General features: G+C 68.7%; 15 protein-coding genes. 12 read left to right on the top strand and 3 right to left on the bottom strand.

The window, feature by feature from the left end:
* The first annotated feature begins 137 nt into the window (after positions 1-137).
* The 3 genes from J0J01_RS20965 to J0J01_RS20955 are packed head-to-tail and all read left to right on the top strand — an operon-like array spanning position 138 to position 6,939.
* A complete protein-coding gene (locus J0J01_RS20965) occupies positions 138-3,506 on the top strand; it encodes a transglutaminase family protein (RefSeq protein ID WP_296384196.1) in 3,369 nt (1,122 codons plus the stop codon).
* 17 nt (positions 3,507-3,523) lie between these two features.
* Positions 3,524-6,061 carry a circularly permuted type 2 ATP-grasp protein gene (locus J0J01_RS20960; protein ID WP_296384194.1) on the top strand — a complete coding sequence of 846 codons (2,538 nt, stop codon included), beginning with the start codon at positions 3,524-3,526 and terminating at the stop codon, positions 6,059-6,061.
* Positions 6,061-6,939 carry a transglutaminase family protein gene (locus J0J01_RS20955; protein WP_296384192.1) on the top strand — a complete coding sequence of 293 codons (879 nt, stop codon included), beginning with the start codon at positions 6,061-6,063 and terminating at the stop codon, positions 6,937-6,939. The genes J0J01_RS20960 and J0J01_RS20955 overlap by 1 nt, the downstream gene beginning before the upstream one ends.
* A 212-nt stretch (positions 6,940-7,151) precedes the next feature.
* On the opposite strand, the gene J0J01_RS20950 is transcribed toward J0J01_RS20955, so the two are convergent.
* Positions 7,152-8,012 (bottom strand): isocitrate lyase/PEP mutase family protein, encoded by an 861-nt coding sequence (locus J0J01_RS20950; RefSeq protein ID WP_296384190.1) that lies wholly within the window; start codon positions 8,010-8,012, stop codon positions 7,152-7,154.
* A gap of 161 nt (positions 8,013-8,173) precedes the next feature.
* Here J0J01_RS20950 and J0J01_RS20945 point away from each other — a divergent pair, with 161 nt between their 5' ends.
* The 9 genes from J0J01_RS20945 to J0J01_RS20905 all read left to right on the top strand — a co-directional run bounded on the left by J0J01_RS20945 (position 8,174) and on the right by J0J01_RS20905 (position 17,294).
* On the top strand, positions 8,174-9,544 hold the full coding sequence (locus tag J0J01_RS20945; RefSeq protein WP_296384189.1) for an MFS transporter: 1,371 nt from the start codon (positions 8,174-8,176) through the stop codon (positions 9,542-9,544).
* Positions 9,545-9,560: 16 nt separating this feature from the next.
* The gene (locus tag J0J01_RS20940; RefSeq protein WP_296384188.1) at positions 9,561-10,775 is read left to right on the top strand and encodes an acyl-CoA dehydrogenase family protein; all 1,215 of its coding nucleotides are present in this window, start codon (positions 9,561-9,563) and stop codon (positions 10,773-10,775) included.
* Between the two features lie 25 nt (positions 10,776-10,800).
* On the top strand, positions 10,801-11,241 hold the full coding sequence (locus J0J01_RS20935; protein WP_296384187.1) for a VOC family protein: 441 nt from the start codon (positions 10,801-10,803) through the stop codon (positions 11,239-11,241).
* A gap of 3 nt (positions 11,242-11,244) precedes the next feature.
* Positions 11,245-13,095, top strand: a complete 1,851-nt coding sequence (locus tag J0J01_RS20930; RefSeq protein WP_296384185.1) for an alpha/beta hydrolase domain-containing protein — start codon at positions 11,245-11,247, stop codon at positions 13,093-13,095.
* Entirely contained in the window at positions 13,095-13,871 is a 777-nt protein-coding gene (locus tag J0J01_RS20925) for an alpha/beta fold hydrolase (RefSeq protein WP_296384182.1), read from the top strand. Before J0J01_RS20930 ends, J0J01_RS20925 begins: the two co-directional genes overlap by 1 nt.
* Before the next feature lie 133 nt (positions 13,872-14,004).
* Positions 14,005-15,069, top strand: coding sequence for a 2-dehydropantoate 2-reductase (locus J0J01_RS20920; protein WP_296384180.1), 1,065 nt, complete (start codon positions 14,005-14,007; stop codon positions 15,067-15,069).
* Positions 15,070-15,165: 96 nt separating this feature from the next.
* A complete protein-coding gene (locus tag J0J01_RS20915; protein ID WP_296384179.1) occupies positions 15,166-15,618 on the top strand; it encodes an ester cyclase in 453 nt (150 codons plus the stop codon).
* 90 nt (positions 15,619-15,708) lie between these two features.
* Complete coding sequence (gene ada / locus J0J01_RS20910) at positions 15,709-16,803, top strand: bifunctional DNA-binding transcriptional regulator/O6-methylguanine-DNA methyltransferase Ada (protein ID WP_296384177.1); 1,095 nt, start codon at positions 15,709-15,711, stop codon at positions 16,801-16,803.
* Entirely contained in the window at positions 16,800-17,294 is a 495-nt protein-coding gene (locus J0J01_RS20905) for a methylated-DNA--[protein]-cysteine S-methyltransferase (protein WP_296384175.1), read from the top strand. The genes ada and J0J01_RS20905 overlap by 4 nt, the downstream gene beginning before the upstream one ends.
* A gap of 17 nt (positions 17,295-17,311) precedes the next feature.
* On the opposite strand, the gene J0J01_RS20900 is transcribed toward J0J01_RS20905, so the two are convergent.
* Positions 17,312-17,815, bottom strand: coding sequence for a flavin reductase family protein (locus J0J01_RS20900; RefSeq protein ID WP_296384173.1), 504 nt, complete (start codon positions 17,813-17,815; stop codon positions 17,312-17,314).
* A gap of 19 nt (positions 17,816-17,834) precedes the next feature.
* A complete protein-coding gene (locus J0J01_RS20895; RefSeq protein WP_296384171.1) occupies positions 17,835-19,454 on the bottom strand; it encodes a GMC family oxidoreductase N-terminal domain-containing protein in 1,620 nt (539 codons plus the stop codon).
* Positions 19,455-19,471: the final 17 nt, after the last annotated feature.

Here is a 19,471-nt window from a genome sequence, read left to right as displayed (position 1 = left end):
GGTGAGGGGGAATCGAAAGCGCGTGCAACCCCCTCACCTAGCCTCTCCCCCTAGCGGGGGAGAGGAATATGAACCCATAGCGTCGCTGGCATGTCACTTGCTAAGTGTATCTGTGGAGCGAAACAGCCCGGGCCGTCATGAGCATCCACGTCGCGTTGCATCATCGCACGACCTACACCTACGACCGGCCGGTCGCTCTGGGGCCGCAGATCGTGCGCCTGCGGCCGGCGCCGCACAGCCGCACCCAGGTCCTGTCCTACGCGCTCAAGATCGAGCCGAAGGATCACTTCATCAACTGGCAGCAGGATCCGCAAGGCAATCACCTGGCCCGCCTGGTCTTCCCGGAGAGGACCACGACGTTCGAGGTCGCCGTCGACCTGGTCGCCGACATGACGGTGATCAACCCGTTCGACTTCTTCCTGGAGCCTGAGGCCGAGCAGTGGCCGTTCGCCTACGACCCCTCGCTTGCCGAGGAGATCGCGCCGTTCCGCAAGCTCGAGCCGCCCGGCCCGCTCCTGCAGAAGTGGCTCGACTCGGTCGACCGTAAGAAGAAGCAGCGCACCGTCGACTTCATCGTCGGCCTCAATGCGCGGCTGCAGAAGGAGATCGGCTACGTCATCCGCCTGGAGCCGGGCGTGCAGACCTGCGAGGAGACGCTGGGTCTTACCAAAGGCTCGTGCCGCGACACCGGCTGGCTGCTGGTCACCATCCTGCGCCATCTCGGATTCGCCGCCCGCTTCGCTTCGGGCTACCTGATCCAGCTCACGCCGGACGAGAAGCCGCTCGACGGTCCCGAGGGCCCGACGCACGACTTCACCGACCTCCATGCCTGGTGCGAGGTCTACCTGCCGGGCGCGGGCTGGATCGGCCTCGATCCGACGTCGGGCCTGCTCACCGGCGAGGGCCACATCCCGCTCGCCTGCACGCCCGAGCCGGCGAGCGCCGCGCCGATCGAGGGCGCGGTCGACGACAGCGAGGTGCAGTTCTCCTACGACATGACGGTGACGCGGGTGCGCGAGACGCCGCGCACCACCAAGCCCTACAGCGAGCCCGCCTGGCAGGCGCTGCTCGGCGTCGGCGAGGCGATCGAGCGCGACATCCGGACGGCCGGGCTGAAGCTCACCATGGGCGGCGAGCCGACCTTCGTGTCGATCGACGACATGGACGGCGCCGAATGGAACACCGAGGCGCTGGGCTCCGAGAAGCGGCGGCTGGCCGGCGTGCTGTTCCGCAAGCTCGCGCACCGATTCGCCCGGGGGCCGCTGCTGCATTTCGGTCAGGGCAAATGGTATCCCGGCGAGCAACTGCCGCGCTGGGCGCTCGGCTGCTACTGGCGCAAGGATGGCGAGCCGATCTGGCGCGATCCGGCGCTGACCGCGCTGGAGACCAGGCCGACCGGCGTCACGCCCGAGATCGCCAACCGCTTCGCCCTGGCCTTCGCCGAGCGGCTGCAGCTCAACCCCGGCCATCTGTTCGAGGCGTTCGAGGACACCTGGTACTACCTCTGGCGCGAGCGGCGGCTGCCCAGCAATGTCGAGGTCGACGCCAGCAAAGCCAAGGATCCGATGGAGCGCGAACGCCTCTCGCGCGTGTTCGAGAAGGGCCTCGAAACGCCGGTCGGCACTGTGCTCCCGATCGCACGCGAGTCGAACGGACGCGGCCGCTGGCGCAGCGGGCCGTGGTTCCTGCGCAGCGAGAAGTGCTACCTGATCCCCGGCGATTCGCCGATCGGCTACCGCCTGCCGCTCGATTCCCTGCCGTGGGCGGCGCCGGCAGACGCCGGTTTCATGGCCGAGCCCGATCCGATGATCAGCCATCCGGCGCTGCCGCCGCTCGACGCCTTCCGCCGCGCGCCGGTGCTGCGCCGCCAGGCGCCGCCGGTCGCGGCCGCCAATCCCAATGGCGACGTCAACGGCGATGCCTCGCGCGCCGAGATCTGGCGGCGGGCGCTGGCGTCCGATCTGGCCGGCAAGCCCGGCGTCGGCTCCTCGCCCGACTGGATCGTGCGCACGGCCATCGCCTTCGAGCCGCGCGACGGCCATCTCCATGTCTTCATGCCGCCGGCCGAGCGCACCGAGGACTATCTCGAGCTGGTCGCCGCGGTCGAGGATACCGCCGAGGAGCTCGGCCAGCCGGTGTTCATCGAGGGCTATCCGCCACCGGGCGGCGATTCGCGGCTGCTCAATTTCAGCGTCACGCCCGATCCCGGCGTCATCGAGGTCAACATCCATCCCTCGGCGGATTGGCGCGAGCTCGTGGACAAGACCGAGATCGTCTACGACGAGGCCCGCACGACGCGGCTGGGCGCGCAGAAATTCATGATCGACGGCCGCCACACCGGCACCGGCGGCGGCAACCACGTCACGCTCGGCGGACCGTCGGCGGCGGAGTCGCCGCTGCTGCAGCGGCCCGACCTCCTGAAGAGCCTGCTCGGCTACTGGCTCAACCATCCGTCGCTGTCGTACCTGTTCTCCGGCCTGTTCATCGGCCCGACCAGCCAGCATCCGCGCATCGACGAGGCGCGCAACGACGCGCTGCACGAGCTCGAGATCGCCTTCCGCCAGATCGAAGCGGGTCGCCAGACGCCGCCCTGGCTGGTCGACCGGCTGTTCCGCAACCTGCTGGTCGACGCCACCGGCAACACCCATCGCGCCGAGTTCTGCATCGACAAGCTGTTCACCCCGGAGAGCGCCTCGGGCCGTCGCGGCCTCCTGGAAATGCGCGCCTTCGAGATGCCGCCGCACTGGCGCATGAGCGTGGCGCAGCAGGCGGTGCTGCGCGGCCTGGTCTCGGGCTTCTGGCAGAAGCCCTACGACCGGCGGCTGAGCCGCTGGGGCACGCGCCTGCATGACGACTTCATGCTGCCGCACTTCGTCTGGCAGGATTTTTCCGACGTGCTCGACGACCTGAAGTCGGCCGGCTACCGCTTCGATCCGCAGTGGTTTGCCCCGCACTTCGAGTTCCGCTTCCCCCTGATCGGCTGTTTCACCCAACGCGGACTCGAATTGGAATTGCGCCACGCGTTGGAACCCTGGCACGTGCTGGGCGAGGAGCCGGGCGGCGGCGGCACCGTGCGCTATGTCGACAGTTCGCTGGAGCGGCTGCAGGTCAAGGTCGAGGGCCTGAACGACGCCCGCCACGTCGTCGCCTGCAACGGCTACCGCCTGCCCCTGCACGCCACCGGAAATGCCGGCGAGTACGTCGCCGGCGTCCGCTATCGCGCGTGGCAGGCCGCCAACGCGCTGCACCCGACCATCGGCGTGCATGCGCCGCTGACCTTCGACATCCACGACACCTGGAACGGCCGCTCGATCGGCGGCTGCACCTATCACGTGGCCCATCCCGGCGGCCGCAACTACGACCGCATGCCGGTCAACGCCAACGAGGCCGAGGCCCGCCGCCGCACGCGCTTCTTCCCGATCGGCCATACCGGCGGCCTCGCCCCCGAGCCCCGACCGCTCGACAATCCCGAGCACCCGCTGACCTTGGACCTGCGCCGGGCCTGAGATAGGGTCCGCGGCTGATGGAGTCGCTGCGCGGCCTTAGCTCCTCGCCGGAGCAGGCGTACGACGAGCTGGTCACCGGCCAGAAGTCGATCCGCTACCACTGGCAGGGCATTTTGAGCGTGATCCGCGCCCTGCCCGGCGACGGCCTGAGCGAGCGCATGGAAAGCGCGCGCCGCCAGCTCGAGGAATCGGGCGCGACCCTCAACCTGCTCGACGAGCGCGGCAAGCCGACCTGGAGCTTCGACCCGCTGCCCTTCGTCATCACTCCCGACGAATGGTCCGCCCTCGAGGACGGGCTGGTCCAGCGCGCCGCCCTGCTCGACGCCATCCTCGCCGACCTCTATGGGCCGCAGACCCTGCTGGCCGAGCGGCGGCTGCCGCCGATGCTGGTCCACGCCAACCGCCACTTCCTGCGGCCCTGCCGCATCACCGACGCCCAGCCGCCGGGGCGCTGGCTCGACCAGTACGCGGTCGACCTGGTGCGGCTCGGCAACGGCCGCTGGCATGTGCTGGCCGATCACACCGAGGTGCCGTCGGGCGCGGGCTATGCGCTGGAGATCCGGCGCGTGCTGGCGCGCAGCCTGCCCGAGGCCTTCCGCTCGATCCCGGTGCGCCATGTGCGCTCCTTCGTCGACCGCTGGCACAATTCGCTCGCGGGCCTGGCGCCGCCGGGCGTGGCGCGGCCCAACATGGCCGTCCTGACGCCGGGCTCGCTGTCGGCCAGCTACTTCGAGCATGTCTATCTCTCGCGCGCGCTCGGCGTGCCGCTGGTCGAGGGCGGCGATCTGGTGACGCGCGACGGCGAGGTGCTGATCAAGACGCTGGCCGGCCTGCGCCCCGTGCACATGCTGCTGCGCCGGCTCGACAGCTCCTTCGCCGATCCGCTGGAGCTGCGCGCCGATAGCGCGCTCGGCGTCACCGGCCTGGTGGAAGCCACGCGCACCGGCAAGATCGCCGTGGCCAACCCGCTGGGCTCGGGCCTGGTCGAGACGCCGGCGCTGATGCCCTTCCTCGAGCGGCTGAGCCAGCACCTGCTCGGCCAGCCGCTGAAGCTGCCGTCGCTCGACGTCTGGTGGCTGGGCGAACCCTCGGCCTATGCCTTCGCCAAGGCGCATCTCGATTCGATGATCGTGCGGCCCTGCCTCGGCCACGACCGCGAGCCGATCGTCGTCGGCATGCTGGAGGGCGAGGCGCGCCACGCGCTGGAGCAGCGCATCGCGGCCCACCCCGGCCACTTCGTGGCGCAGTACCCGGTCGTGCCGTCGCTGAACCCGAAGTGGGACGGCGAGGCGCTGGTGCCGTCGGCCGTGGTGCTGCGCTGCTTCGTGATCGCCGACCCCTCGGCAGACCTCGGGGCAGGCGGCGCGAGCTGGCGCGTGCTGCCGGGCGGGATCGCGCGCCAGCCGGCGGGCGACACGCCCCTGCACCAGCTCGGCCGGCTCAACGGCACGCTGAAGGACGTCTGGGTGCTGGCCGAGGACGCCGCCGACGTGCAGCTCCCGACCAGCCGCCGCTTCCACCAGATCGAGATCGACCGCGGCAGCGCCGACCTGCAAAGCCGCGTCGCCGACAACCTCTATTGGCTCGGCCGCTACATCGAGCGGCTGGACAACGACGCGCGCCTGTTGCGCACCACCGCCACCCGCGTGGCGCAGGGCGTGATCGGCGTGCGCGAGGGCATCGAGCTGCGCCTGCTCGGCAAGCTGATCGACCGCGCCAACCTGATGCCGCCGCAAGCCGCCCTGTCGGCGCCCGACAGCGCGGCGTTCCAGCAGGGCCTCGCCGGCGTCGGCTCCGACCAGCGCGGGCTGCCGACGGTGCTCGACGCCATCCAGCGCCTCGCCGGCAACCTGCGCGACCGCTTCTCCGCCGACATGACCATCGCCGTCGGCCCGCTGATGAGCGAGGTGCGCGACCGCCTGCTCGACGCCCGCGACAACCTCGACGAGCTGATCGCCGCCCTCGACGACATCATCCGCTTCGTCGCCACCGTGTCGGGGCTCGCGCAGGAGAACATGACGCGCGGCCCCGGCTGGCTGTTCCTCGACCTCGGCCGGCGCATCGAGCGCGCCCAGTTCGTGCTCGGCTCGGCGCTGGGGCCGATCCAGCAGTCGCCGATCGACTGGGACGCCGCGATGCGGCTGGCGCTGGAGCTGTGCGACAGCTCCATCAGCTATCGCTGGCGCTATCTCGGCCAGCTGCAGCCCGCGCCCGTTCTCGACCTGGTGGTGCTCGACGACAGCAACCCGCGCGCCTTCGCCTTCCAGATGCGCTCGATCGCCAGCCATCTCGACCGGCTGGCCCAGGCCTCGGGCACGCGCGTGCCCGACCTGTTGATCTCGCTCGACAAGGATCTCTCCCGCGCCGTCAACCTGTTCATGGGCGACGAGAAGTCGTGGCGGCACGAGGGGCTGGCGCTGGGCGGGCTGCGCGAGATCGCGTCGGACGGCCTGCTGCGGCTGGAGGAGCTCTCCGAGGCGATCACCAGGGCCTATTTCAGCCACGTGCCGGCGGCGCAGGCGGTCGGCTCGACACCGTCGATGGCGGCGAGCTGATGCAATACCTGCTGTCGCACCGCACGACCTACACCTACGACAGCAGCGTCGACTCGGCGCATCACATCGCGCATCTGCGGGCGCGGGCGTTTCCCGGCCAGAAGGTCTCGTCGATCGGCATCGTCACCCAGCCGCTGCCGGCGCTGGCGGTGCAGCATGTCGACCATTTCGGCAACCTGATCGACATCTACCGCATCGACAAGCCGCACCAGCGCTTCGACATCGAGGTGCGCGCCTCGATCGACGTGTGCTTCCCCGAGCCGCCGCCGGCGGCGGACACGCCGCCGTGGGAGGAGATCCGCAAGGCGCTGAGCGGCGGCGGCTTCCCGGCATCGATCGAGGCGAGCGAGTTCGTCCACGACTCGCCGCTGGTGCCGGGCGACGACTCCCTCAGGACGTACGGCGCCACGTCGCTGACGCCGGGCCGGCCGATCCTCGACGCCGCGCGCGAGCTCACGGCGCGCATCAAGGCCGACTTCGACTACCATCCCGGCGCCACCGACATCTCGACGCCGCTGCACGACGTGTTCGAGGGCAAGGCCGGCGTCTGCCAGGACTTCGCCCATGTCATGATCGCGGCGCTGCGCGCGCACGGCGTCGCGGCGGCCTATGTGTCGGGCTACATCCGCACCCTCCATTCGCCGCAAGAGGTCGAGCTGCGCGGCGCCGATGCCAGCCACGCCTGGGTCGCCGTGTGGTGCGGCGAGGCCGCCGGCTGGGTCCATCTCGACCCGACCAACGACCTGGTCGCCCACGAGGACCATATCGCGGTCGCCTGGGGCCGCGACTTCTCCGACGTCAGCCCCTTGCGCGGCGTCATCCTGGGCGGCGGCAACCACGTCTACAGCGTCGCCGTCACCCTGGTGCCGACCGGCTGAACCTGGAATCCGGCCCGCTCCCGGACGGATCCGATATCGATTCCATAAGGGTTTTAGCCCCGCGTCCGGGAATCCGGCGCCATCCCCCCGGCCGGACAGTGCCGGACGGCCCGGACGGTCCGGACACCGGACTGCGAATTATTTTCTACTGAGACAACCGATCAGCGGCCTCGCTGCGCGCCGGCGCGGTAAAGAGGGTGCGCCGCCGCACCTCATTCACCGAGGAAGTCCTTCGTCCACTTGGTGTAGTCGGCGTCGCGCGTCACGCGCTTCATCAGCTCCGCGTCGGCCACGCCCTGCAGCTTCGCCGGTGGCGTGCCCTCGCGCAGCGCCTTGAGCGTCTCGTAGACCGCCTTCACGCCGGCGGCGAACGGCTGGTGGCCCTGCAGCGCGATGCGCACGCGGCGGCTGGCGAGATAGTCCTTGTCGGTCAGCTCCGGCGTCGCGCCGCCCAGGATGATCGGCAGCCCGGTCGCGGCGGAGAGCGCATCGAGCTCGGCGCGCGTCTTCACCCCGACGAAGAACAGTGCATCGACGCCGACCGCCTCGTAGGCCTTGCCGCGGGCGATCGCATCGTCGAGACCGCTGATCTGGATGGCGCTGGTGCGGCCGGCGATCGCCAGCAGCGGGTCCTGCCGGCCCGCCAGTGCCGCCTTCATCTTGCCGACGCCCTCGGCGATCGAGGTCAGGCGCGGCTTGGTGGTGCCGAAAGGAGTCGGCAGCTCGGTGTCCTCGATGCTCATGCCGCCGATGCCCGCGGTCTCGAGCTCCTCGACCGTGCGCTTGACGTTGAGCGCATTGCCGTAGCCGTGGTCGGCATCGACCATCAGCGGGAGATTGCCGGCGCGGTTGATGCGATAGGCCTGCTGGGCGAACTCGCTCAAGGTGAGCACGATCAAATCGGGCGCACCCAGCACCGTGAGCGACGCCGTCGAGCCCGCGAACATGCCGAGCTCGAAGCCGAGATCCTCGGCGATGCGGGCGGAGATCGGATCGAAGACCGAACCGGGATGGACGCAGATGTTGCCGTTCAGGACGGCGCGAAAGCGCTGACGGCGATCGGTCCAATGCATGGCGTTTCCTCAGACTTTCTGCGTTCCGACGGGTTGCATTCCGACGGGCAAACCGGACGCCTTCCCGCGGCCCCTTGCCGGGGCGTAGCGTTCTTAGCACCGGCGGGACGGAGGCGCGACGCCCGCCGAAAAACGAACAGGCGCCATTCGGGAGAAACGCCATGTTCGAGGTCCTCGACCGACAAACGCGTCTAACCGGGAACCAGAAGAAGATCCTCGCCGCCGCCATCATCGGCGACGCGCTGGAGTTCTTCGACTACTTCCTGATCGGCTTCGTGCTCGCCTTCCTGATCGGGCCGTGGAAGCTCACCTTCAACCAGTTCGCGATCGTGTTCCTGTCGTCGGGCGTCGGCGCGCTGCTCGGCGCCTATGCCTGGGGCTGGGTTGCCGACCGCATCGGCCGCCGGCCGGTGTTCATCGGCACCGTGCTCAATTTCTCGATCGCCACCGGCCTGCTCTACTTCACGCCGGACAACGGCTGGGTCTATCTCACCGCGCTGCGCTTCTTCGTCGGCTTCGGCGTCGGCGGACTCTATTGCGTCGACCTGCCGCTGGTTCAGGAGTTCATGCCGAGCCACAAGCGCGGCTGGATCGGCGGGCTGGTCACCTGCATCATCCCGCTGGGCGTCGGCCTGGGCGGCGTGCTCGGCGCCGTCATGGGGCCGACCGAATGGCGCATCCTGTTCGCGATCGGCCTGTTGCCGGCGCTGGTCGTCCTGCTGGTCCGCCTCTGGGTGCCGGAATCGCCGCACTGGCTGGTTCGCCAGGGCCGCTACGAAGAGGCCCGCACGTCGCTCGCCTGGGCGCTCCAGGTCGATCCCAAGTCGCTGCCCCTGCCCGACGCCAAGACGCTGGGCGAGCCGATCAAGACCAACTGGTTCGACCTGTTCAAGTATCCGCGCAGCCTCGCGGTATCGTGGCTGGGCAATGCCGGCGCCCAGACCGGCGCCTACGGCATCGCGTTGTGGGCGCCGACCCTGTTCGTGCTGATCCTCAAGGTGACGCCGCAGGAAGCCGCCAAGATGTTCATCCTGCTGACGGTCAGCGGGTTCATCGGCCGGCTGAGCTTCTCCTACCTGTCCGAGAAGATCGGCCGGCGCAATTGCGGCGGCCTGCTGGGCTTCGGCGCGGCGTTCTTCATCATCCTCGCCGGCTACAACTACAACACCATGGTGTCCGGGGTGTCGGCCTTCTGGCTGATCCTGGCGGTGGCGATGTTCTTCGTCGACGGCGGCTTCGCCATCGTCGGGCCCTACGCGGCCGAGGTCTGGCCGTCGCACCTGCGCACCTCGGGCATGGGCTCGGCCTACGGCTTCGGCGGTATCGGCAAGATCATCGGGCCGCTCGGGCTCGCCATGATCGTGGGCTCCAGCAACTTCGTGAAGCCGGACGTGCCGCTGACCGCGATTCCGACCGCTTTCCTGTATCTCGGCGGCTGGTTCGCGCTGGCCGGCGTGGTCTATTATTTCCTGGGCATCGAGACCCGGGGCAAGTCGATCGAGCAGATCGACCGCGAACTGGCGACCGCCTGAAGACGAGAGGAGCCGAGTGGACACGCTGTTGACCTCTGCCGAGCTGGCGGGCGATCCCGACGTGATCGCCCGCGCCGAAGCCGTGCAGCCCGCCGTCGCCGCGGCCGCGGCCGAGATCGAGGAGAAGCGGCGCCTGCCCGGCCACCTGCTCGACAAGCTGCATGAGCAGAAGCTGTTCCGTCTGCTCATGCCCCGAACCAACCAAGGCATCGAGACCGACCCGATCACCTTCTTCCACGTGATCGAGACCATCGCCCGCGCCGACGCCTCGACCGCCTGGTGCCTCAGCCAGGCCGGCGGCTGCGCGATGACCGCGGCCTATCTCGACCTGCCGGTGGCGCAGGAGATCTTCGGCAGCGCCGACGCCGTGCTGGCCTGGGGACCGGGGCCGAGAGTGAAGGCCGTCGAATGCGAAGTGGACGGGGTCCGGGGCTACAGAGTGACCGGCGTATGGGCTTTCGCCTCGGGCGGCCGGCATGCGACGTGGCTCGGCGCCCACTGCCCGATCTTCACGCCCGACGGCGCGCCCAAGAAAATGGCCAACGGCTACCCGGTCGAACGCACCATGCTGGTGCCGGCCTCGGTGGTGCAGTGGACCGACATCTGGGACGTCGTCGGCCTGCGCGGCACGGCATCGGACCAGTTCGCGCTGACCGACCATTTCGTGCGTCGCGATCATTCCTTTGCGCGCAACTTCGCCGATCCGTCGTACGGCCGCCGCGAGCCGGGGCCGCTCTACCGCATGTCGGCGATGACCTGCTACGAGACCGGCTTCGCCGGCGTGGCGCTGGGCATCGCCCGCGGCGCGCTCGACGAGTTCGTCGAGACCGCCAAGACCAAGATCCCGCGCGGCGCCAGGAGCCCGATCCGCGACAGCGCCGTGGTGCAGATGGGCCTCGCCCAGGCCGACATCCGCGTGCGCTCGGCGCGCGCCTGGCTGCTGCAGTCGCTGGCCGAGATCTGGAAGCGGCTGCAGGCCGGCGGCGATCTCACGGTCGAGGACCGCATCGTCATCCGCGGCGCCTCGACCCACGCCATCCATTCGGCGCGCGAGGCGGTCGACTACGCCTACAATGCCGCCGGCGCGACGGCGATCTTCCATAACCATCCGCTGGAACGCCGCTTCCGCGACATCCACACCGTGACCCAGCAACTGCAGGGCCGGTCGAGCCATTTCGAAACCGTCGGCGCCTGGATGATGGGCGCCGACACCGATCTCACCTGGGTATGAACATTAGGGTCTAAGGGAGCAACCCATGCCGCTTGGTATTCTGCAGCACTACACCATCGAGCCCTCGAACCTCGAGGCCACCAAGGACTTCTATTGCGACGTGCTCGGGCTCGAGAACGGCGACCGTCCGCCGCTCGGCTTTCCGGGCTACTGGCTCTATTCGGGCGGCGTGCCGACCGTGCACCTGCTGGGCGACCGCAAGCCGCGCGAGGGCATCGTGGTGCGCGGCACAGAGAAGAAGTTCGACGACACCGGCCGCTTCGACCATATCGCCTTTTCCGCCAGCGATCTCGCAGGCGTGCGCAAGCGCATCGAGGGCAAGAAGGTGAAATTCCGCGAGCAGGTGATCCCGCGCACCGGCGGCACGCAGATCTTCCTCTACGATCCCGACGGCGTCGGCGTGGAGCTGAACTTCGATCCCAGCGAGACGCCGGCCGACAAGCGCGCAGAAGCCGCCAAGCGCTGAGCCATGATCGTCTCGGTCGAGGTCCAGGCCGTCGAGCCGCTGGCCGACGGCGCGCCGTTCGGGTCGGCCGGTGCCTACGAGAAGGTGATCGGCATCGCCAAGGGCTGTATCGATCCGTCGGCGCCCGGCAACAAGGCCATCGCGCTGATCGACAGGGCGCCGCGCAACGCCAGGGGGCTGGTCGAGTACACGACCGACTTCTATGTGCTGCGGCCCAGGGACCCGGCCAGGAGCACCGGCCGCATCCTCTACGAGGTCAACAATCGCGGCCGCAAGATGCTGTTCGGCAACATCGCCGACGGCCCGCAGGGCATCAACGACCCGCAGAAGATCGAGGATGTCGGCAACGGCTTCCCGATGCGCCGCGGCTGGATCGTCGTCTGGTCGGGCTGGGATCCCGACGCGCCTCGCGCCAACAAGGGCCTCGGCCTGACCGCGCCGGTCGCCACGGAAGATGGGAAGGTTGGGGGCAAGCCGATCACCAAGACCGTGCGCGAGGAATGGGTCTCGGGCACGCGCGTCGGCGTGCTGGAGGCGTTCAAGCTCTCCTACGAGGCTGTATCGACCGACCAGAGCAAGGCGATGCTGACGGTGCGCGAGCGCGCCTCGGACAAGCCGACACCGGTGCCGGCGGCCGAATGGTCGTTCGCCGACGGCCGCTCGATCAAGCTCAAGGACAAGGCCAGGCTGGGCTATCTCTACGAGTTCACCTACCAGGCCAAGAACCCGAAGGTGCAGGGTCTGGGCTTCGCCGCCACCCGCGACTTCGTGAGCTGGCTGAAGCACGATCCGAAGGCCGTCGAGGTCGCCGGCCGGCCGGTGACGCATGCGATGGGCATCGGCTTCTCGCAGGCGGGCCGCTATCTGCGCCATCACATCACCGCCGGCTTCAATCGCGACGAGCAGGGCCGCACCGTGTTCGACGGCATCCACAGCCATATCGCGGGCGTCGGGCGGCTGTTCTTCGACATGCCGTTCAGCCAGCCGGCGCGCACCAACACCCAGCACGAGGACAATGGCTTCCCCGAGGCCTGGTTCCCGTTCTCGACCGCGACGCTCGAAGACCCGCTGACCAAGGCCAAGGGCTCGGTGCTGCACGGCGACAACGATCCCAAGCTGATCGAGACCAATACCTCGACCGAGTACTGGCAGAAGGGCGCCTCGCTCTTGACCACCGATCCGCTCGGCACGAAGGACGTGGCGCTGCCCGACAATTGCCGGGCCTACATGATCGCCGGCACGCAGCACGGCGGGCGCGCCGGCGCTGCGTCCGACGCCGGCCCCAACGTCAATCCGCGCAACCCGCACAATCCGATGGCCGCGGTGCGGGCGTTGCTGGTGGCGCTCGAGGAATGGGTCGTCTCCGGCAAGGCCCCGCCGCCCAGCCGCGTGCCGACGCTGGCCGACGGCACGCTGGTCGAGCCGGACAAGACCGGCTTCCCGGACATTCCGGGCGCCGCCGTCGTGCGCACAACCAATCGGGTGGCGCCGCTCGCCGACTGGGTGAAGCCCGCGCCGGCCGATCAAGCCTATCGTACCCTGGTCAGCCGGGTCGATCCCGACGGCAACGAGGTCGCCGGCATCCGCCTGCCCGATATCGCCGTGCCGCTCGCGGCCTACACCGGCTGGAACGAGTACAAGCCGCCCTATCCGAAGGGCGAGATCGCCGATCGCGACGGCAGCTACTTCGCCTTCCCGCCGGCCAAGATCGCCCAGCGCTACAGGAACCGCGCCGACTACGTGGCGAAGGTACAGGCCGCCGTCGATGACCTCCTGAAGGATCGCCTGATGCTTCAGGAGGACGCCGACCGCTACCTCGAGAAGGCGCGCAACGAAGTGAGGGTGACTCCCTGATGGCGACGCTCGACCGCAACGGCGTGAAGATCCATTACGAGGTCCATGGCCCCAATGGAGGGCAGGCGCCGACCCTCCTGCTGAGCCACGGCTACAGTTCGACGGCGCGCATGTGGGATGGCCAGGTCGCAGTGCTGAAAGACCGTTACCAGGTCGTCGTGTGGGATTTCCGCGGCCACGGTGAGAGCGACTATCCCAAGGATGGCACGCAGTATTCCGAGGAGCTGACGGTCGGCGACATGCTGGCGCTGCTCGACAAAGTCGGCGCCAAGACGGCGATCGTCGCCGGCCTGTCGCTGGGCGGCTACATGTCCTTGGCCTTCCATGCCAGCCATCCCGAGCGGGTGCGGGCGCTGATGCTGTTCGACACCGGCCCCGGCTTCAAGAAGGACGAGGCGCGGGCCAAGTGGAACGAGACCGCCAACAAGCGCGCCGCCGACTTCGATGCGCGCGGCCTCACCGCGTTGAACAGCAGCGACGAGGTCAAGCTGACCCGCCATCGCGACGCCTCGGGCCTCGCCGGCTCGGCGCGGGGCATGCTGGCGCAGCAGAACGACCGGGTGATCCAGTCGCTCGACAGCGTAAAGGTACCGACGCTGGTGTTGGTGGGCGCCAACGACACCAACTTCCTCGCCGCCACCGACTACATGGCGGCCAAGATCAAGGGATCGACCAAGGTGGTGATCCCCGACGCGGGCCATGCGGCCAACCTGCATCAGCCCGCGCGTTTCAATCAGGCGGTCGAGGCATTTTTGGCTAAGTTGCCAGCGGGCTAAGCACGACCTCACCCTGAGGAGCGGCCGTAGGCCGCGTCTCGAAGGGTGGGCAACGATACGGTGATTCCACCCTTCGAGACGCGACCCTGCGGGCCGCTCCTCAGGGTGAAGTGGAATTTAAAGGAGGAAAGTCATGGGCAAGCGGATCGCAGTCGTCGGAGTCGGCGCGCTGGGCGGATATGTCGGCGGATGGCTGGCGCATAGCGGCGAGGACGTCACCCTGATCGATTTCTGGCCGGAGAACATCGAGACCATCCGCAAGAACGGGCTGGAGCTCGACGGCGTCACGCCGGAAGAGAAGATCGTGGTCAAGAACGCCAAGACCATGCACCTCACCGAGATGGAGCAGCTGTCGCGGCAGAAGCCGGTCGACATCGCCTTCGTGTCGATGAAGTCCTACGACACCGAATGGGCGACCGCGCTGATCAAGCAGTACCTGGCGCCGGACGGCTTCGTGGTGTCGCTGCAGAACTGCCTCAACGAGGAACGCATCGCCAACCAGGTCGGCTGGGGCAAGACGGTGGGCATGATCGCCTCGCTGATCTCGGTCGACATGTTCGAGCCGGCGCGCATCCGCCGCACCGTCGCCAAGGGCGGCGACAAGCACACCGTGTTCCGCGTCGGCGAGGTCCATGGCCGCATCACCAAGCGCGTCGAGGAGCTGCGCGACATGGTGGGCCGCATCGATTCGGCCAAGACCACGACCAACCTGTGGGGCGAGCGCTGGGCCAAGCTCTGCCAGAACGGCATGAAGAACGGCGTCTCGGCGGCGACCGGCCTGACCGGCAGCGACTGCGACCGCAACGACGCCATCCGCCGCTTCTCGATCAAGCTGGGCGGCGAGGCGGTACGGGTCGGCCAGGCGCTGGGCTACCACATCGAGAAGATCGGCAAGTTCGAGCCCGAGACGCTGGCCAAGGCGAGCGAGGGCGACAAGGCCGCCCTCGACGAGGTCGAGGCGATCCTGCGGCCGGGCTCCAACACCAATCCCAACCCGCGCGCCGACATCCAGCGCCCGTCGATGGCCCAGGACATCCGCAAGGGCCGCCGCACCGAGATCGAGTTCATGAATGGTTACATCGCCGATCGCGGCAACCATATCGGTGTGCCGGCGCCGACCCACGCCAAGCTCACCGAGATCGTGAAGAAGGTCGAGCGCAAGGAAGTCCCGGCCGCGCCGGCGCTGCTCGGCGGCTGACGGAGCTTTTCTCGGATACGATGGCAAGAAGCGGAGTTTGAGACAGCCGCTTCGCTCCTAGCTTGCGGGACGTCACCCAAGCCAGGAGCGAAGACCATGTCCAAGGAAAGCGACAACAAGGCGATCGTCGGCCGCTGGTTCACCGATTTCTGGGGCCCGACCTGCGATCTCGCGATCGTCGACGCGCTCGCCGCCCCGAACATGCTGCTGCAGTACTCGCTGCACGAGCCGCGCCGCGGCCATGCCGACATCAAGGCGTTCATGACCGACTTCCGCGCGGCGTTTCCAGACCTCGCCTTCGGCGGCGCAGCGGACCTGATCGCCGAGGGCGATTATGTCGTCGGCCAGTGGGTCGGCGGCGGCACGCACACCGGGCCGGCGTTCAGCGATTTCCTCATGGGCGCGCTGCCGGCCAACACCGGCCGCAAGATGCGCTTCACCGGGACGACCGTGCTGAAGCTCGAGAACGGCAAGATCGTGTCGGAGATCGGCCTCGATGACGGCGTCACCGCCCTGACCCAGCTCGGCCTTCTCAGGAAGGCGGCCTGATTCTTTCTCGAATTCGAAGGTGGAAGGCGGAGTGTTTGGCGCGCTCCGCCTCCCCATAGTCGGGCCCGAGACAAGGATCGGAGCCTGAAAATGACCGAAACAGAGAAAGACCCGCGCTGGGCGCGCATCGTTGCCCGAGACCGCACCGCCGACGGCCAGTTCTGGTACTCAGTGGCGACGACCGGCGTCTATTGCCGGCCGTCCTGCCCGTCGCGCGGCTGCAATCCGAAGAACGTGGCCTTCCACGACTCGCTGGAGGCGGCGATGGCGACGGGCTTTCGCCCCTGCAAGCGCTGCAACCCGGAGGGCGTGCCGCGGGAGGCCGCGAACGCCAGGCTGGTCGAGCAGGCCTGTCGCCGGATCGAGCACAGCGAGGAGATGCCGTCGCTCGGCGCGCTGGCGGCCACGGTGGGCTTGAGCAAGAGCCACTTCCATCGGCTGTTCAAGGCGGAGACCGGATTGACCCCCAGGGCCTACGCGGCCGGGCGCCGCGCCGGGCGCTTCCGCGAGCACCTGGCGAACGGTCAGTCGGTGACCGAAGCGATGTACGACGCCGGCTTCAACTCGAGCGGGCGCCTCTACGAGCAGGCCAACGGGATGCTCGGCATGACACCGACCCGCTATCGCGCGGGCGGCGTGGACGAAGAGATCCGCTTCGCGGTCGGCCAGTCGTCGCTGGGCGCCATTCTCGTCGCTTCGAGCGCCAAGGGTGTCGTGGCGATCCTGATCGGCGACGACCCGGAGGCGCTCGCCCGCGACCTGCAGGACCGTTTTCCGAAGGCGCGCCTGGTCGGCGGCGATCGCGACTACGAGGATCTCGTGGCCCGGATCGTCGGCGCCGTCGAGACGCCGGCGCTCGGCCTCAACCTGCCGCTCGACATTCGCGGCACCGCCTTCCAGCAACGTGTCTGGCAGGCGCTGCGGGAGATTCCGGCCGGCGCGACCGTCACCTATTCGGACATCGCGAGCCGAATCGACGCGCCGAGATCGGTGCGCGCCGTGGCGAGCGCCTGCGCATCGAACGCCATCGCCATCGCCATTCCCTGCCATCGCGTCGTGCGTCGCGACGGCTCGCCCTCGGGTTACGCCTGGGGCGTCGAGCGCAAGCGACGCCTGCTCGACATCGAAGCGAGTGCCCGCCTCGCGATCGGTGCCGCGGGCGCCGAGCAGAGGAGCAGCCGATGAGCGACGACATCCGCTACGCCTGGGGCGAGAGTACCCTCGGCGCCTTCATCGCGGCGCAGAGCATGGACGGGCTCGTCGCCTTCGAATTCGCCGATCGCGGCAGCCCGCTGGACAGGCTGAGGGAACGCCTTCCTCAGTCGACGCTGCGCGAGGATGCGGCCGGCCTGGCCGCCATCGTCGCCGCGCTGTCGCGCCTGGTGGATCGTCCGGACGAAGCCTCCGACATCGCGCTCGATCCGCGCGGTTCGGACTACGAGAAGCGCGTCTGGAGCCTGCTGCGGGAAATCCCCGCCGGCACGACGGTCAGCTACGGCGAGATCGCCGCGCGGATGGGCACGCGCGACGCGCGCGACGTGACGGCGGCCATCGCGGCCAACGGCATCGCGATCCTGGTGCCGTGCCATCGCGTCCTCAAGAAGGACGGCTCGCTGTCGGGCTATCGCTGGGGCGCGCGGCGCAAGCGCGCGCTGCTCGAGCGCGAGCGGCGTTAGAGCGGGCGATCCGGGCTCTAGCCACCGTAGAAGACGTTGTCGCCGAGTTCCTTCATCTCGAGGATCGCGGCGTCGGGGCGGCCCGTAAAGGGCTTGGGCAGGTGCGCCTCGACCACCTCGCCGACCACGATGTGGTGGTCGCCCTGCTCGACGATGGTCGTGACCTTGCACTCGACGGCGCCGGCCGCGGCTTCGAGCAGCGGCGCGCCGGTCGTGCCCTTGGCGTATGCCTGGCCGCTGATCTTGCCGTCCGCCACGGTGGCCGGCTTGAAGAAGGTGAAGGCAAGCCCCTTGCCCTCCTTGCCCAGCATGTTGAGGGCGAAGGCCTTGGCCGACTTCACCGCCTGGTAGGCGCCCGAATCGGTCTTCACGCCGACCACCACCAGGGGCGGCGCGAAGGCGGTCTGGGTGACCCAGTTCACCGTGGCGGCGGCGACGTTGCCTTTGCCGTCGTCGGCGGTGAGCACGTAGATGCCGTAGGGAATCATCCGCAGAACGGCTTTCTTGGCGTCGGCGTTCATCGGCTTCCTCCTGCTGTTGCTATGCTGCGAGCTTCACCCCGGTCTTGGCGTCTTCCTTGATCAGGTCGGCGCCCTTCTCGGCCACCATGATGGTCGGGGCGTTGGTGTTGCCCGACGGCACGGTCGGCATGATCGAGGCGTCGATCACGCGCAGCCCGGCGATGCCGTGCACGCGCAGCCGGTCGTCGACCACCGCCATCGGGTCACTGCCCATCTTGCAGGTGCCGACGACGTGGTAGGTCGTCTGGCCAGTGCGGCGGGCGAAGTCGAGCCATTCGTCGTAGCTCTGCACCTTGTCGCCGGGATTGTTCTCGAAGGCGACGTACTTCGACAGCGACGGATGCGAGACGATCTTGCGGGCGATCTGCATGCCCGCGACGGTGGCGTCGCGATCGGTCTGCGCCGACAGGAAGTTCGGCCGGATCGCGGGCTCGCTGCCCGGCGTCGCCGACTTGATGTGGATCGAGCCGCGGGAGTCGGGCCGGCACTGGCCGATCACCACCGTCATGCCGGGATCCTTCTCCAGCATGCGCTTCTGCGCCGAATCGTAGCTGGCATGCGCCATGTGGAACTGCATGTCCGGCGATTCGAGGCCGGGCCGCGTCCGCACGAAGCCGTAGACCACGCCGGCGGTCAGGCTGAGCGCGCCGCGACCGGCGGTGTAGTACTTCAGCACCTCCTTGACGAGGTTCAGGCCGCGCGTCTCCTGGTTCAGGGTCGAGATGTCGGCCTTGCAGCGCCAGTTCATGCGCGGCGCGAAGTGGTCGCCGTAGTTCTCGCCGACGCCCTTCAGCGCGTGCTTCACCTCGATGCCGTGGCGCTTCAGCAGCTCGGGCTGGCCGATGCCGGAATGCTCCAGCACGCCCGGCGACTGCACCGAGCCGCACGACACGATGACCTCGCGGCCGCAGCGCGCCTCGCGCTTCCGGCCATGCACCGTGTAGGCGACGCCGACGCAGCGCTTGCCGTCGAGGATGACGTTGGAGACCAGCGCATCGGTCTCGATGCCGAGATTGGAGCGGCTGCGCGCCGGATCGAGGAAGGCGCGCGCCGTCGACCAGCGCTTGCCGTCCTTCATCGTCACCTGGTAGTAGCCGAAGCCTTCCTGGTTGCCGTTGTTGTAATCCTTGTTCTTCGGGAAGCCGCTGGCGGCGGCGGCGTCGATGAAGGCGTCGCACAGGGGATGGGTGTCGCGCATGTGGGCGACGTTCAGCAGGCCACCCTTGCCGCGGCTCGCGTCGGCCTCGCCCTCGAAGTGCTCCGACTTCCTGAAGTACGGCAGGATGCTCTCGTAGGACCAGCCGCGATTGCCGAGCTGCCCCCAGGTGTCGTAGTCGAGCGGCTGGCCGCGGACATAGAGCATGCCGTTGATCGACGACGAGCCGCCGAGGGTGCGGCCGCGCGGGCACGGGATGCGGCGGCCGGCCATGCCGTCCTCCGCCTCCATCTCGAAGTTCCAGTTGAACTTGTCGTGGTTGAGCAGCTTGGTGAAGCCGGCCGGGATGTCGATCCACATCGACTTGTCGCGCGGCCCCGCCTCGAGCAGCAGCACCTTGACGGACGGATCCTCGCTCAGCCGGTTGGCCAGCACGCAGCCCGCCGAGCCGCCGCCCACGATGATGTAGTCCCAATCGGCCATTTCACTGCCTCCCTGTG

It is taken from the genome of Reyranella sp. (genome assembly GCF_017305915.1).
Lineage (GTDB): Bacteria > Pseudomonadota > Alphaproteobacteria > Reyranellales > Reyranellaceae > Reyranella.
The sequence above is the reverse complement of the archived record's forward strand: the minus strand, read 5'-3'. Positions and strand labels throughout refer to the sequence as shown.